Source organism: Cellulomonas sp. KU4C, assembly GCF_056868065.1.
The window spans coordinates 1,838,212-1,852,099 of sequence record NZ_CP200322.1; the positions used below are offsets into that span (position 1 = coordinate 1,838,212).

Consider the following 13,888-nt stretch of genomic DNA (forward strand, 5'->3'; position numbering starts at 1 on the left):
CCTGGTGGCTGTCCCGCCCGCCCGCCCCGCGCGCCTCGGCCGCAGCGCGCTGTCCACCGCCGTCGTGGTCGTCGTCGTGCTGTCGTTCTGGTCCGTCGACATCCAGTGGGACCGGCTCGCCGACCTGCCGTCCGAGGTGGTCCGCTACCTGGGGCTGATGTTCTCCGACCCGGACTGGTCGAAGCTCCCCGAGGCGCTCCGGCAGACCTGGCGGTCCGTGGCGATGGCCTGGCTCGGCACCGTGCTCGGCGTCGTGGTCGCGACGCCCCTGAGCCTGCTCGCCGCCCGCGGCCACGCACCCGCACCGGTGCGGGGGGTGCTGCGGCTGCTGTTCGCGGTGATCCGCGCGGTGCCGGAGATCATCATCGCCATCGTCATCCTCTCGGTGACCGGACTGACGCCGCTCACCGGCGCGTTCGCCCTCGCGCTCAACGGCGTCGGGACGCTCGGCAAGTGGGGCTACGAGGCCATCGAGGGCATCGGCACCGGCCCGGTCGAGGCCGTCCGCGCGGCCGGCGGGTCCGGCACGCAGGTGCTGCGCTGGGGCGTCTGGCCGCAGGTGCTCCCCGCGTTCGGGTCGTTCTGGCTGTACCGGTTCGAGATCAACGTCCGGTCGTCCGCGGTGCTCGGCCTGATCGGGGTCGGCGGCATCGGTGACATGCTCACCTCCTACACGCAGTACCGGGAGTGGGGGGTCGTCGGCGTCCTGCTGCTCGTCGTCGTGGTCGTCACCGTCGCGATCGACGCCGCCTCGGGGGCGCTGCGCCGCCGGATCATGGAGGGAGCCCGTGCCCGTGCCGTCCAGCCCTGACGTCGTCGCGCACCCCACGGTGCGGATCAGCACCGCGCTGCCGAGCCTGCACGCCAGCGAGCGGCGGGTGCTCGAGGAGGTGCTCGCCCAGCCGGAGCGCGTGGTGGAGTCCACCGCGCAGGACCTCGCGGACCGGGTCGGCGTCGGCCGGTCGACCGTCGTGCGCGCCTGCCAGAGCATCGGCTACAAGGGCTACCCGCAGCTGCGGGTCGCGCTCGCGGCCGAGCTCGCGCACGCCGGGGACGCCGTCGACTACGGGTCCAGCGCCCTCGGCCGGCTGCGGGCGGACATCGCGGCGCTCGCGGCCGCGCTGCCGCAGATCACCGCGGTCCTCGACGAGGGCACGGTCGAGCGGGCCGTCGCGGCGCTGCTGGGCTCGCGGCGGCTGCTGGTCCTGGCCAACGGGCTGTCCGCGCCGCTGGCCACCGACATGGCGATGCGGCTCACCGCCGTCGGTCGGCCCGCCGACTGCGTGGCCGACTCCATCGGCCAGCAGATCGCCGCGCGCGGGCTCACCGCCGCGGACGGCTGCGTCGTGCTCAGCGGGTCGGGGGCGAGCGAGGCCAGCCTGCGCGTGGCCCGGGCGGCCCGGCAGGGCGGGGCGACGGTGGTGGCGGTGACGTCGTTCCGCGGGTCGCCGCTGGGCGCGCTCGCCGACGTCGAGCTGGTCGTCGCCCCCGCCGCGGCGACGTTCCGGCACGAGCTCGAGCGGACGTCGCGGATCGCGCTCGCGGTGCTGGTGGAGTCGCTGGTCGGCGTGGTCGCGACCCGGTCCGGCGCCGCCGCCGCGAAGACGCACGACCACGTGCTCGACATCCTCAGCGACAACCTGGCCGACTGACCGGCGTTCAGCCCAGGACGTCCACCGTCACCTCGAACGCGAGGTCGTCGAGGATCTCCGCCGCGTGGGTGTGCGCGGCCCTGACCGCGGTCTCCAGGTCCGGGGCCTCGCCCCGCAGGTCGAACGTCACCGGTGCCGGGCCCACGAACCCCGGCGGGGCGTCGTCGCGCAGCGCGCCGAGGGCGTCGCCCATCCCGGCGCGCGTCTCGTCGTCGGGGACGTCGGGGACGGTGAGGTGGGCGACGTAGTCGGGCATCCCGCGATGATGCCAAACCCCACTGACACCCCTCCCTGTGCGCCGAGACAGGACCTCCGCGCCGAGGTAGGGCCGTCCGCCGCCCTGTCTCGGCGCGACGGTCCTATCTCGGCGACGGGGACGACGGCGACGGCGGGGACGGGGACGGCGGGGGCGGGGGCGGTGGGGACACCGCGGACGCCGACGTCGGGATCGCGACCGCCGCGACCACCGCGCCCGCGGCCATCAGCCCCGCGCAGGTGAGCATCGCGACCGGGTGCGCGCCGGCGAGGACGTCGGGCTCGGACAGGCCGGTGCCGACGCCCGCGACCAGCGGCAGCACCGCCACGGCCAGCAGTCCGGCGACCCGGGACACCGCGTTGTTGGTGGCCGACGCGACGCCCGCGAGGTGGTCGGGTGCCGCGGCCAGGGCGGTGGACGTGAGGGGCGCCACCGTCAGCACCAGCCCGGCGCCGACCAGCAGCACGCCCGGCAGCACCCCGGTCAGGTAGGTCGTCCCGGCCCCGATCCCGCCGAGCAGCGCCGCCCCGGCCCCGGCGAGCAGCGGTCCGACGGTCATCGGGATCCGCGGCCCGATGCGCGCGCCGAGCGCGCCGCCCTGAGCCGAGAGCAGCAGCATCAGCAGCGTCACCGGCAGCGACGCGATCCCGGCGGCGAGCGGCGACCACCCGGTGACCACCTGCAGGGTGATCGGCAGGAAGAAGAAGATCCCCGACAGGGCCGCGTAGACCAGCAGCGTCGCGAGGTTGACCGCCGCGAACGGCCGCCACCGGAACAGCCCGAGCGGCAGCGCGGGGTGCCGCACCCGGCGCTCGGCGACCACGAACCCGCCGAGCGCGAGCAGCCCGGCGAGCCCGACGGCGCCCACCGACGCGTCCAGCGTGCCGGCCTCCGACCAGGCGGTGAGCGACCAGGTCAGGGCCCCCAGGCCGACGGCGGCCAGGGCGGTGCCGACGACGTCCAGCCCGCCGGTCGACTCCGCGTCGACGGACTCCGGCACCCAGCGCAGCGCGACGACGACCACCAGCGCGGCGAGCGGGATGTTGATGCCGAACACCCAGCGCCAGCCGGCCTGCTCGACGATCCAGCCGCCGAGGAACGGGGCTACCGCGCCGACCGCGCCGCCGAGCCCGGACCACGCGCCGATCGCCTTCGCCCGGTCCCCGGCGGCGAACGACGACTGCAGGATCGCCAGGGAGCCCGGCGTCAGGAGCGCGCCGCCGACGCCCTGGGCCGCGCGCGCGGCGATCAGCAGGCCGACCGTCGGCGCGAGCGCGCACAGCACCGACGCCGCCGCGAACGCGACCGTGCCGACCAGGAACAGCCGCCGCCGGCCGAACCGGTCGCCGAGCGAGCCGCCGAGCAGCAGGAACGCCGCCAGGGTCAGCGCGTAGCCGTTGACGGTCCACTGCAGGCCGGCGGTGGTGGCGCCGAGATCGGCGGCGATCGCGGGCAGCGCGATGCCGACCACGGTGCCGTCGAGGAACACCAGCGCGGACCCGAGGACGGTCGCCAGGAGGGTGCCGCGACCGGCGGTGCTGCGCAGCGTCAGCGCAGGCGCGGCGGGTGGGTGCGCTGCCATCGACGGGCCTCCTGCGGGACGGTGCGTGCCTGCGACGGTACGGCCCGGGGTCGCCGTTCCACCCGGCGTCGGCGTGTCGTTCGCGCGGCAGACCGCCGTCGCGTCGGGCACAGTAGGCGGGTGGGTGATGTCAGGGACCTCCGATCGGCACCGGGAGAGCGGCGCGCCGACGCGCGCGCGGAGCACGACGAGCTGGTCCTCGACGCCCGTCGATCCGCCCCGCGGGCGGCCCGGCACTGGATCATGCACCGGGTCGCCGCGGCGGGTGTCGACGGCTCCGCGAACCAGGTGATCGAGCTGCTGACCGGCGAGGTCGTGGCGAACGCGGTCGTGCACGGCCCCGAGCACGGCCGGGTGCGGGTCGCGGTGCGGATCGACCACCGCGGGGTGCGGGTGGCCGTCACCGACGAGAGCCACGTGCGCCCGCAGGTGCAGCACCCGGCGCCCACGGCCGTCAGCGGCCGCGGCATGGCCCTGGTCGAGGCGCTGTCGCGCACCTGGGGCGTCGACCTGCACGAGGGTGCGGGCAAGACGGTGTGGTTCCTGGTCGACCCCGAGACGGACTGACCCGGCCTCAGCGCCGGTCGCGCGCCCCCGGGCCCACCGCGAGGTCCACGACGAGCGCGCGGTGGTCGGACATCCCGGTGTGCACGGACACCGCCGCGCTCGTCGGCGCGACGTCCCCGTCCAGGAGCACGTGGTCGATCTGCCGGGTCGGCGCGTCGACGGGGAACGTGTCCGCCAGCCCGGCGGAGCGCCAGCCGGTGACCCGGGCGGGCGTCGCGCCCTCGAGGTTGAGGTCGCCGGTGACCACGACGGGCCGGGGGAGCGCGCGGCAGGCGCGGACCAGGTGCCGCAGCTGCACGACGTTCCAGCCGGTGATGAACGTCAGGTGGGTCGCGACGACGGTCACGGGCCCGTCCGGGCTCTGCACGACGGCGGCGAGCGCCACGCGCTGCTCGTCCTGCACGAGCGAGGGGCGCCGGTTGCCGCGGTGGATCATCGGCACGCGCCGGCGCAGCGTCGGGAGCGTCAGCACGCGCCACGCCGACACGGGGTGCCGGCTGAGCAGCGCGATCCCGTAGGCGGCGATCGCGGGCTGGTCCTCGCCGGTGGCGGCGGTCCACGTGCCCGGGTGCCCGTGCAGCGTCGCCGCGAACCGGTGGTGCGGTGCGCCCATCGCCTCCGCCGCGACCGCCGTCAGGTCGGCCTGGTGGGACCGGGGCTGGTCGCGGTCGACCTCCTGGAGCGCGAGGACGTCGGCGTCGAGCCCGCGCACGGCGCCGGCGAACCGGTCGAGGTCCACCCGGCCGTCGTCGAGGCCACGGCCGTGCAGGATGTTGAACGTCGCGAGTCGCACGCGCCGATTCTTCCCGTCGCCCTGCGGATGCGCGCGTCGTCGGGCACGATCCTCGCCATGACCTCCGACTCCCCGGCCGCCGGCGACGGGCCCGCGGGCGGCACCGCGGGCGTGCAGGCGGGCGCCGCGGCCCCGCCCGACCCGCGCACCGCGCTGCAGGACGCCCTGCGGATGACCGCCGTCGCCCTGGAGGACGCCGGCATCCCGTTCGCCCTGGTCGGCGGGTACGCGGCGTGGGCGCGGGGCGCGCCGGAGCCGAGCCACGACGCGGACTTCGCGGTGAGCGAGCAGGACGTGCCGCGCGCCCAGGAGGCGCTCGCGGCCGCCGGGCTCGAGGTCCGGGAGCCGGCGGAGAACTGGCTGTTCAAGGCGTTCCACCACGGCGCGCTGGTCGACGTGCTGTTCCGGATGGTCGGCGAGCCGATCACCCGCGAGATGCTCGACCGCAGCGACGTGATGGAGGTGCTCGCGGTCCGGATGCCGGTGCTGGACGCGACGGACATCATCTCCGCGAAGATGCGGGTGCTGGGCGAGCACTACTGCGACTTCACGCGGATGATCGCGATCGTGCGGGCGCTGCGGGAGCAGGTCGACTGGCACCGGGTGCGGCGCGAGACGGCGCAGACGCCCTACGGCCGGGCGTTCCTGCTGCTGGTGCACGAGCTCGGCGTCTCCCCGGTCGGGCCGGAGCCGCGCTGACCGGTGTCGCGTGGGCTGCAAGGCCGGGGCCCGACACGACACAGTGAGGGCAGGAGCCGTACCAGGCGCCGCTTCCCGACCCGAGGGGACCCCCGTGCAGAGCAGCCACCAGCCGGCCGCCGGAGCGACCGACGGCGCGCCGCGCCGGGACGACACGTGGTTCGAGACGCTGTTCGCCCGGCACGCGACCGCCGTGCACCGCTACCTGCTGCGCCGCGGCGCGGGCGACGACGCCGAGGACCTGGCGGCCGACGTGCTGACCGTCGCGTGGCGCCGCCGGGACGAGGTGCCGGACGGCATGGAGCTGGCCTGGCTGTACCGGACCGCGGGCTACGTGCTCGCGAACCACCGCCGCAAGGGCCGGCCGGTCCCGGTCGCGGAGCTGCCCGACGAGCCCGACCCGTCCGACCCCGCCGTGCTCGCGGTCCGCGACGAGCGGGTGCGCGAGGTCCTGGGCCGCCTCGGGGCGCGCGACCGGCAGGTGCTGCTGCTGACCGCCTGGGAGGGACTGGGCGGCGACGACCTGGCCGTGGTGCTCGGCATCTCCCGCGGCGGCGCGGACGCCGCGCTGTCCCGCGCGCGGTCCCGGCTGCGCGAGGCGTGGGGCACGGACTGACCGCACCGCGCGTGCAAGGTCCGCGCACCGGGGGACACAGACGGGGTGGACGCGCCCGACCCACCGGCGGTGGGGCGCCAGGACACCAGGAGGCACCCCGTGGACGAGCACCGCGCGCAGCACCCGGACGGCACGTCGCCCGACGACGAGGCCCTCGCCCGGCTCCGGGCCGCCGACCCCGCCGCCGACGCCCGGCTCGACACCGCCGCGCTGCGGGCCGAGGTCGCGCGCCGCGCCGCCACGGACGGGTCCGGGCCGGTCGGGCGCGACGCCGACCCGGCCGACGGCGTCGTGACCGAGCTCGCCCCGCGCCGCCGCGCGCGCTGGCTGCAGGTCGCCGCCGTCGGCGTCGGGGCCGCGCTGCTCGCGGGTGCGGGCGGCTACGCGGTCGGCGCGACGGGTGGCGGCGACGGCACGGGCGTCGGCGCGCCGATCGCGCTGCCCGCCCCCGGCGGCGTCGCCCCGATGACCGGGCAGGGTGCGTCCGAGCAGGCCCTGTCCGCGGCGGGCGGCGCGACCGCGGACCTGCGCATCGCCCCCGGGTTCGGGATGCGCGCGGAGTTCACCGCCGCCGGGCTGCCCGACGACGCCACGACGGCGCACGCCTGGGCGCTGGACGCCGCCGCGGTGTTCTCGGCCGAGACCGCCGCGCGGGTGGCGGGCGTGCTGGGTGTCCCGGGCGAGCCGCGCCAGGAGTACGGGTCGTGGTCGGTCGGCGCCCCGGACGGCTCGGGCCCGAGCCTGTCGCTGCAGCCCGACGGCACGGCGAGCATCAGCTACTACGACCCGACCCGAGACCCGTGGTCCTGCACGGCGTCGGCGACGGACACGCCCGACGCGTCCGGCGCGCAGCCCGACGTCGCGCCGGTCGACCCGGGCGTGCTGGAGCCCGCGCTGCCCACCGACCCCGCCGGGCTGCCGGCCTGCGACCCGGCGCCGCGCGACGCCCCGACCGGTGACGCCGCGGTCGGGCAGGTCCGGGAGCTGCTCGGGTCGTTGGGGCTCGACCCGGACGCGTTCGCGTACGAGGTGCTGGACTCCGGCGACCTCACCACGATGACGACGGTGAGCGCGGCGCTGGTCGTCGACGGCCAGCAGAGCGGGGTGACCTGGAGCGTGACGCTGGTCGACGACGGGGTGCAGTCCCTGTACGGGTCGCTGGCGACGCTCGTCGACCTCGGCGAGTACCCGGTGATCGGCGCCGCCTCGGCGGTCGACCGGCTCAACGACCCGCGGTTCGGCGCGGGCTACGGCGGCGTCATGCCGCTGGCACGCGAGGGCGCCGTGGCGGACGACATGATGACGACGCAGGAGGCCCCGGCGCCGTCCGACCCGACCGTGCCGCCCACGGTCGCGCCCGGGTCGGCGCTGTCGTGGCCCGTCCAGCAGGTCACCATCACGCAGGCGCGGCTCGGCCTCAGCCTCGTGACCCAGGCCGACGGCGCCGCGGTGCTCGTGCCGGCCTACGAGCTGACCGCCGACGACGGCTCCACGTGGAGCGCGATCGCGGTGGACGAGAGCGCGCTCGACCTCGCCGGCTGACGGCGGGGCCCGGCCGGAGGGTGGCCGGGCCGACGCGGGGGAGCGGGGCGTCGGTGGTGCCGGAGGGGCACCACCGGCGCCCCGCTGTCGCCCGCGGGGGCGTGTGCCCGGGTGTGTGCCCGGGCGCGTCCCCGGGTTGCCGTCCGTCCCGGTCGGGGCGACGGTCGTGACATGGCCCGTCGACACCGCCCGCACGTCCACCACGGCCGGCACCGTCCGGCCGCCGGCCCCGGCCCGGTCGCCGCGCACGCCGGCGCCGGCGCACCCGGCCTGCCGCCCGTGAGCCTGCTCGGCCTCGGGCTGCGCAGCGCCCTGCTCGGGGTCGCCGCCGGCAGCCGGGCGTCGCTGGCGCTCGCGGCCCCGACGCTGCGGGACCCGGCCCGGGGCGCCGTCGCCCGCACGGTCGCGCGCCTCGGCGTCGTCGGCGAGCTGGTCGGCGACAGCTGCCGTCCGCCCCGAGCCGCGTCGTCCCACCGGGCCCGCAGAGCCGGGCGCTCGCCGCGGCGCTCGGCGGTGCCGCGCTCGCCCGGCAGCGGGGCCGCGCGGTGTGGCTACCGGCGGCGACCGCGGCGGCGTTCTCGCTGGTCGGCACGGTCGGCGGCGCCGCGTGGCGCGGCTGGGTGGCGCAGCGCGGCGCCCCCGACTGGCCGGCGGCCCTCGCGGAGGACGCCACGGCCCTCACCCTGGCCGCCCTCGCCACCCGCCCCTGACCCCCCGGCACCCCCACCCCGCACCCCGCACCCCGCACCCCGCACCCTCACCCTCCGCACGGCCCCGACCCGGCGCCGAGGGCGCATGAGACACCACGAGGGCGTACTCGGTGGGTTATGCCCTCGTGGTGTCTCATGCGCCCTCGCGGAAGGTGCGCGGCGCGGGAGGCGGGCGGGAGGTGCGCGGCGCGGGAGGCGGTGGCGGGGCGGCCGGCTGTGCGCGGGCTGTGTGCGGCCGTGCACGATCACAGTTCGGTCACGACCGACGCCGCCCGCTTCCGCCGCTGCGCGCCCTGTGCCTACTGTGACCGTGCACAGGCAACGCGAGGGAGCGGGAACGCATGACGGAGTTCGGCTGGCCGACCGGGGGCATCTCCTACGGTGGCGACTACAACCCGGAGCAGTGGCCCCGCCACGTCTGGGACGAGGACGTCGCGCTGATGCGCCAGGCCGGGGTGAACCTGGTCAGCGTCGGGATCTTCTCGTGGGCGCTCCTCGAGCCGCGCGAGGGGGAGTTCGACTTCGGCTGGCTCGACGACGTGCTGGACCTGCTGCACCGCAACGGGATCGCCGTCGACCTCGGCACCCCCACGGCCGCGCCGCCGGCCTGGTTCTACGACGCGTACCCGCACGCCCGGGTCGTCACCCGCGACGGCGTCGCGCTCGGCCCCGGCTCGCGGGGCATGGTCTCGCCGAGCTCGCCGGAGTACCGCGCCGCGGCCGTCCGGGTCGCCGGGGAGCTGGCCCGCCGGTACGCCGACCACCCCGCCGTCGTCCTGTGGCACGTGCACAACGAGTACGGCGCCCCGGTCGGCGAGGACTTCTCGCCCGCGGCGGTGGCGGCGTTCCGGGAGTGGCTGCGCGAGCGGTACGGCACCCTCGACGCGCTGAACGCCGCGTGGGGGACCGCGTTCTGGGGCCAGGTCTACGGCTCCTGGGAGCACGTGGGCGCGCCGGCCGCGACGGCCTCGACGCCGAACCCCGCGCAGCGCCTCGACTTCGCCCGGTTCACCGACCACCAGCTGCGCGCGTCCTTCTGCGCCGAGCGCGACGCGATCCGCGCGCACGCCGCCCAGCCGGTCACCACGAACTTCATGGCGCACCAGTCCTGGAACACCGACCTGTGGCGCTGGGCGCAGGAGGTCGACATCGTGTCCGACGACCACTACCTGTGGTCGCCGGACCGGGACGCGCACCTCGGCCTGGCCATCGCCGCCGACCTCACCCGCTCGGTCGCGCGCGGCAAGCCGTGGATGCTCATGGAGCACTCCACGTCGGCGGTGAACTGGCAGGGCCACAACATCGCCAAGCGCCCGGGGGAGATGCACCGCAACGCCCTGACCCACCTGGGCCGCGGCGCCGACGCGATCATGTTCTTCCAGTGGCGGGCGTCGCGGTCCGGCGCGGAGAAGTTCCACTCCGCGATGCTGCCGCACGCCGGCACCGGCTCCCGGGTGTTCCGCGAGGTCGTCGACCTCGGGGAGAAGCTCGGCCGGCTGGCGGAGGTGCAGGGCTCGCGGGTCCGCGCCGACGTCGCCGTGCTGTACGACTGGGAGTCCCTGTGGGCCCAGGACCTCGAGTGGCGCCCCTCGGACGAGCTCGGCTTCCGCGAGCGCGTCCGCGCCTACTACGAGCGGCTGTGGCGCGACGGCGTGCCCGTCGACTTCGCCCACCCGGAGGACGACCTGTCGGGGTACCGGCTCGTCGTCGCCCCGGCGTCCTACCTGCTGACCGCCGCGGCCGCGAAGAACCTCACCGGCTACGTCGAGCAGGGCGGCACGCTGCTGGTCTCCTGCTTCTCGGGCGTCGTCGACGAGCACGACGCGGTCCACGAGGGCGGGTTCGGGGCGCCGCTGCGCACCGCGCTCGGGGTGGCCGTCGAGGAGCTGCTGCCGATCCGCGGCGAGGACACCGCCCACGTCGAGCTCGACGGGACGCTGCTGCCCACGGACGTGTGGAGCGAGCACCTGGTGCTCGACGGCGCCGAGGTGCGCGGCACGTACCGCGGCGGCCCCGCGGACGGCCTGCCCGCCGTGACCCGGCACGCGCTGGGCGCCGGCACCGGCTGGTACGTGAGCACCCGCCTCGGCGTGGCCGCGCTCGCCCCGGTGCTCGCCGCGGTCTACGCCGACGCGGGCGTGACCCCCACGGCGCCGGGCGACGGCGTCGAGCTGATGACGCGCCACGGCGCGGACCACGACTACCTCGTGGCGGTCAACCACCGCGAGGACGCCGCCACCCTCGAGGTGGTCGGCACCGAGCTGCTCTCGGACACGGTCGCCGAGGGCTCCTACCGGCTCGCGCCGGGCGACGTCGCGGTGTTCCGCACGTCGGCGACCGCACCGGGGGGTGGTCGCTGACCGACTCCCGGCGCACGGCCGGCACGGCCGTGCACCGGGGCCCCTGGCGGGGGCGCTCCACCCCCGCACCCACCCCGGGTCGCAACGACGCGACGACGCGACGCGGCGACCCCCCTGAAAGGACGAACACATGCGCAGGCACTTCGCAGCCGGCGTCGCCGCAGTGGCGACCGTCGCCCTCCTCGCCGCGTGCAGCGGCGACCCCGCCCCCTCGACGTCGGAGTCCGCCCCCGCGGCCGACGGCGCGGCCGGCGAGCTCGTCATCTGGTCCGACGCCGAGCGCGCCGAGGCCATCAAGAACGCCGCGGCCGACTTCGAGGCCGACACCGGCGCGACCGTCACCGTCGTGCAGAAGAACTTCGAGGACCTGCGGGCCGACTTCCTCGCCCAGGTCCCGACCGGCGAGGGCCCGGACATCACCGTCGGCGCCAACGACTGGCTCGGCGAGTTCGTGGAGTCCGGCGTGGTCGACACGATCAGCCTCGGCGCCCGGGCCGACGACTTCGACCAGGTGACGGTCGACGCCTTCACCTACGACGGCCAGCTCTACGCCCTGCCGTACGCGCAGGAGTCCGTCGCGCTGATCCAGAACGTCGCGCTCGTCGGCTCCGAGCCGCCGGCCACGTTCGACGAGATGATCCAGATGGCGACCGACGCCGGGTTCGCCGAGCGGCCGTTCGTGCTCTACACCAACGGCGCCGAGGGCGACATGTACACGTCGTACGCCTTCCAGACGTCGTTCGGGGCGCCCGTGTTCGAGCAGGACGCGGACGGCTCCTACACGACCGAGGTCGGCATGGGCGGCGAGGCCGGCCTGGCCTACGCCCGGTGGATCCAGGCCAACGGCTCCGCCGGCACCGGCTACTTCACCGACACCGTCGACTACGACATCGGCAACGAGCTGTTCGCCTCGGGCCAGTCGCCGTTCATCGTCCAGGGCCCGTGGACCATCCCCACGTTCCAGGACGCGGGCGTCGAGGTCGCGGTGAACCCGATCCCGTCGGCCGGCGGCGAGACCGCGGCGCCGTTCGTGGGCGTGCAGGGCTTCTACCTGTCGGCGCAGTCGTCCAACGCGCTGCTGGCCAACGAGTTCCTCGCCAACTACGTCGCGACCGACGAGGCGCAGCAGGCGCTGTACGAGGCCGACCCGCGCATCCCCGCGCTCACCGCCGTGGCGCAGGACGTCGCCGACGACCCGATCATCGCCGGGTTCCTCGCGTCCGCGCAGAACGGCGTCCCGCTGCCGAACATCCCCGAGATGGGCGCCGTGTGGGACTACTGGAACGCCGCGCAGATCGCGCTCATCACGGGCCAGGACCCGGACGCCACCTGGACGTCCGCGATCGGCAGCATCGAGTCGACGATCGGCGGCTGACCGCCCCCGACGCCCGACCCGCCGGCGGGCGGGGACGTCCCGCACGTCCCCGCCCGTCGGTGGCCCCACCCGCACGACCCCCACCCGCACGAGGAGCAACGATGTCCGTCGGCCAGCGCACAGCGGAGCGTCCGCCCGGCACCCCGCCCGGGGAGCCCGACGCGCCGCGCGAGTCCCACGCCCGCGACTGGCGCGGCCTCGGCGGGGGGTTCGTCGCCAAGCTCCTGCTGATGATGCTGGTCAACGCGGCCGGCGTCACCGCGATCCTGTCGGCGTACCACGCCGAGGCGTGGGTGGTGCTGGGCCTGCTGGTCCTGCTGCTCGTCGTCGCCGACTGGGTGTACTTCGCCCGGCGGACCGTCCCGCTGAAGTACCTGCTGCCGGGCCTGGTGTTCCTCGCCGTGTTCCAGGTCTTCACGCTCGGGTACACCGGGTACGTCGCGTTCACGAACTACGGCACCGGCCACCTCGGCTCGATGCAGCAGGCCGTCGACGCCGCCCTGATCCAGGACGAGCGCGAGGTCGAGGACTCCCCGCAGTACCCGCTCGCGGTCGTGCGCGACGGCGACGTGCTCGGGTTCGCGGTCGCCGACGCCGAGGCCGACGAGGTCCTGGTCGGCACCGCCGAGCAGCCCCTCGAGGCGGTCGACGGCGCGCAGCTCGACGACCGCGGTGCCCCCGCGTCCGTGCCCGGCTGGGAGGTCGTGCCGCGGGCGCAGCTGTTCTCCGACGCCGACCTGCAGGCCGCCGTCGTCGCGCTGCGGGTGCCGGTGTCCGACGACGCCGAGGACGGCTCGCTGCGGACCCGCGAGGGTGCGACCGCCGGGGTCTACACGTCGCGGCTGGTCTGGGACCCCGACGCGGAGACGATCACGAACACCGAGACCGGCGTCGTGTACTCCGCGAGCGACCGGGGCCAGTTCGTCAGCCCCGACGGCGACCGGCTCGCCGCCGGCTGGTACGTCAACGTCGGCTTCGACAACTTCGTCCGGGCGTTCACCGACGCGACCTACGCGAACCCGCTGGCCAAGGTGGCGCTGTGGACGTTCGCGTTCGCGACCCTCACGGTGCTCACCAGCTTCGGGCTGGGCCTGCTGTTCGCGCTGATCTACAACGACCCGCGCATCCGCGGCCGCAAGGTGCTGCGGACCATCTTCATCCTCCCGTACGCGTTCCCGGCGTTCATGTCCGCGCTGCTGTGGCGCGGGATGCTCAACTCCGAGTTCGGGGTCGTGAACGAGTGGTTCTTCCTCGGGGCGAACATCGGCTGGCTCAGCGACCCGTGGCTCGCCAAGCTCGCGATCCTCTGGGTCAACCTGTGGCTCAGCTACCCGTACTGGTTCCTCGTCACCACCGGCGCGCTGCAGGCGCTGCCCGGCGACGTGATGGAGGCCGCGCGCGTCGACGGCGCCGGCCGCTGGCGGCAGTTCCGGTCGATCACCCTGCCGATGCTCATGGTGTCCACCGCGCCGCTGGCGATCGCCTCGTTCGCCTTCAACTTCAACAACTTCACGATCATCTACATGCTCACGGACGGCGGGCCCGCGTTCCCCGGCGCGAGCACCCCGATGGGCTCGACGGACATCCTCATCTCCGCGATCTACCAGATCTCCGGGGTGTCGGGCGGCCGTGCCGACTACGGCCTCGCGAGCGCCCTGTCGATCGTCGTGTTCGTCGTGATCGGCATCATCTCCGCCCTGGCGTTCCGCCGGACCCGCAAGCTCGAGGAGATCTGA

General features: G+C 75.9%; 13 protein-coding genes. 10 read left to right on the forward strand and 3 right to left on the reverse strand.

The genetic code is table 11. The annotated features are described in order from the left end of the window. Position 1 precedes the first annotated feature (1 nt). Positions 2–811 (forward strand): phosphonate ABC transporter, permease protein PhnE, encoded by an 810-nt coding sequence (phnE, locus tag AC1VL8_RS08795; protein ID WP_483076216.1) that lies wholly within the window; start codon positions 2–4, stop codon positions 809–811. Continuing rightward, the gene (locus AC1VL8_RS08800) at positions 795–1,652 is read left to right on the forward strand and encodes a MurR/RpiR family transcriptional regulator (RefSeq protein WP_483074920.1); all 858 of its coding nucleotides are present in this window, start codon (positions 795–797) and stop codon (positions 1,650–1,652) included. Before phnE ends, AC1VL8_RS08800 begins: the two co-directional genes overlap by 17 nt. Before the next feature lie 7 nt (positions 1,653–1,659). On the opposite strand, the gene AC1VL8_RS08805 is transcribed toward AC1VL8_RS08800, so the two are convergent. Both AC1VL8_RS08805 and AC1VL8_RS08810 read right to left on the reverse strand, forming a co-directional pair. Continuing rightward, positions 1,660–1,908 (reverse strand): hypothetical protein, encoded by a 249-nt coding sequence (locus AC1VL8_RS08805; protein WP_389225847.1) that lies wholly within the window; start codon positions 1,906–1,908, stop codon positions 1,660–1,662. A 103-nt stretch (positions 1,909–2,011) separates the two neighbouring features. After that, positions 2,012–3,490 carry a DHA2 family efflux MFS transporter permease subunit gene (locus tag AC1VL8_RS08810; protein ID WP_483074921.1) on the reverse strand — a complete coding sequence of 493 codons (1,479 nt, stop codon included), beginning with the start codon at positions 3,488–3,490 and terminating at the stop codon, positions 2,012–2,014. 120 nt (positions 3,491–3,610) lie between these two features. On the opposite strand from AC1VL8_RS08810, the gene AC1VL8_RS08815 reads away from it, so the two are divergent. Beyond that, positions 3,611–4,057: an ATP-binding protein gene (locus AC1VL8_RS08815; RefSeq protein ID WP_389225853.1), complete on the forward strand. Its 447-nt coding sequence runs from the start codon at positions 3,611–3,613 to the stop codon at positions 4,055–4,057. A 7-nt stretch (positions 4,058–4,064) separates the two neighbouring features. Here AC1VL8_RS08815 and AC1VL8_RS08820 read toward each other — a convergent pair whose 3' ends face one another. After that, complete coding sequence (locus AC1VL8_RS08820; protein WP_483074922.1) at positions 4,065–4,850, reverse strand: endonuclease/exonuclease/phosphatase family protein; 786 nt, start codon at positions 4,848–4,850, stop codon at positions 4,065–4,067. A gap of 57 nt (positions 4,851–4,907) precedes the next feature. Here AC1VL8_RS08820 and AC1VL8_RS08825 point away from each other — a divergent pair, with 57 nt between their 5' ends. The 7 genes from AC1VL8_RS08825 to AC1VL8_RS08855 all read left to right on the forward strand — a co-directional run bounded on the left by AC1VL8_RS08825 (position 4,908) and on the right by AC1VL8_RS08855 (position 13,888). Beyond that, positions 4,908–5,549, forward strand: coding sequence for a nucleotidyltransferase family protein (locus AC1VL8_RS08825; RefSeq protein ID WP_483074923.1), 642 nt, complete (start codon positions 4,908–4,910; stop codon positions 5,547–5,549). Positions 5,550–5,643: 94 nt separating this feature from the next. Continuing rightward, positions 5,644–6,165 (forward strand): RNA polymerase sigma factor, encoded by a 522-nt coding sequence (locus AC1VL8_RS08830; RefSeq protein WP_483074924.1) that lies wholly within the window; start codon positions 5,644–5,646, stop codon positions 6,163–6,165. 99 nt (positions 6,166–6,264) lie between these two features. Beyond that, positions 6,265–7,707: a hypothetical protein gene (locus AC1VL8_RS08835; protein WP_483074925.1), complete on the forward strand. Its 1,443-nt coding sequence runs from the start codon at positions 6,265–6,267 to the stop codon at positions 7,705–7,707. Positions 7,708–8,252: 545 nt separating this feature from the next. Next, positions 8,253–8,417 (forward strand): hypothetical protein, encoded by a 165-nt coding sequence (locus AC1VL8_RS08840; RefSeq protein ID WP_483074926.1) that lies wholly within the window; start codon positions 8,253–8,255, stop codon positions 8,415–8,417. A gap of 341 nt (positions 8,418–8,758) precedes the next feature. Continuing rightward, on the forward strand, positions 8,759–10,777 hold the full coding sequence (locus AC1VL8_RS08845) for a beta-galactosidase (RefSeq protein WP_389225872.1): 2,019 nt from the start codon (positions 8,759–8,761) through the stop codon (positions 10,775–10,777). A gap of 130 nt (positions 10,778–10,907) precedes the next feature. Continuing rightward, a complete protein-coding gene (locus tag AC1VL8_RS08850) occupies positions 10,908–12,152 on the forward strand; it encodes a sugar ABC transporter substrate-binding protein (protein ID WP_483074927.1) in 1,245 nt (414 codons plus the stop codon). A gap of 101 nt (positions 12,153–12,253) precedes the next feature. Next, positions 12,254–13,888 carry an ABC transporter permease subunit gene (locus tag AC1VL8_RS08855; protein WP_483074928.1) on the forward strand — a complete coding sequence of 545 codons (1,635 nt, stop codon included), beginning with the start codon at positions 12,254–12,256 and terminating at the stop codon, positions 13,886–13,888.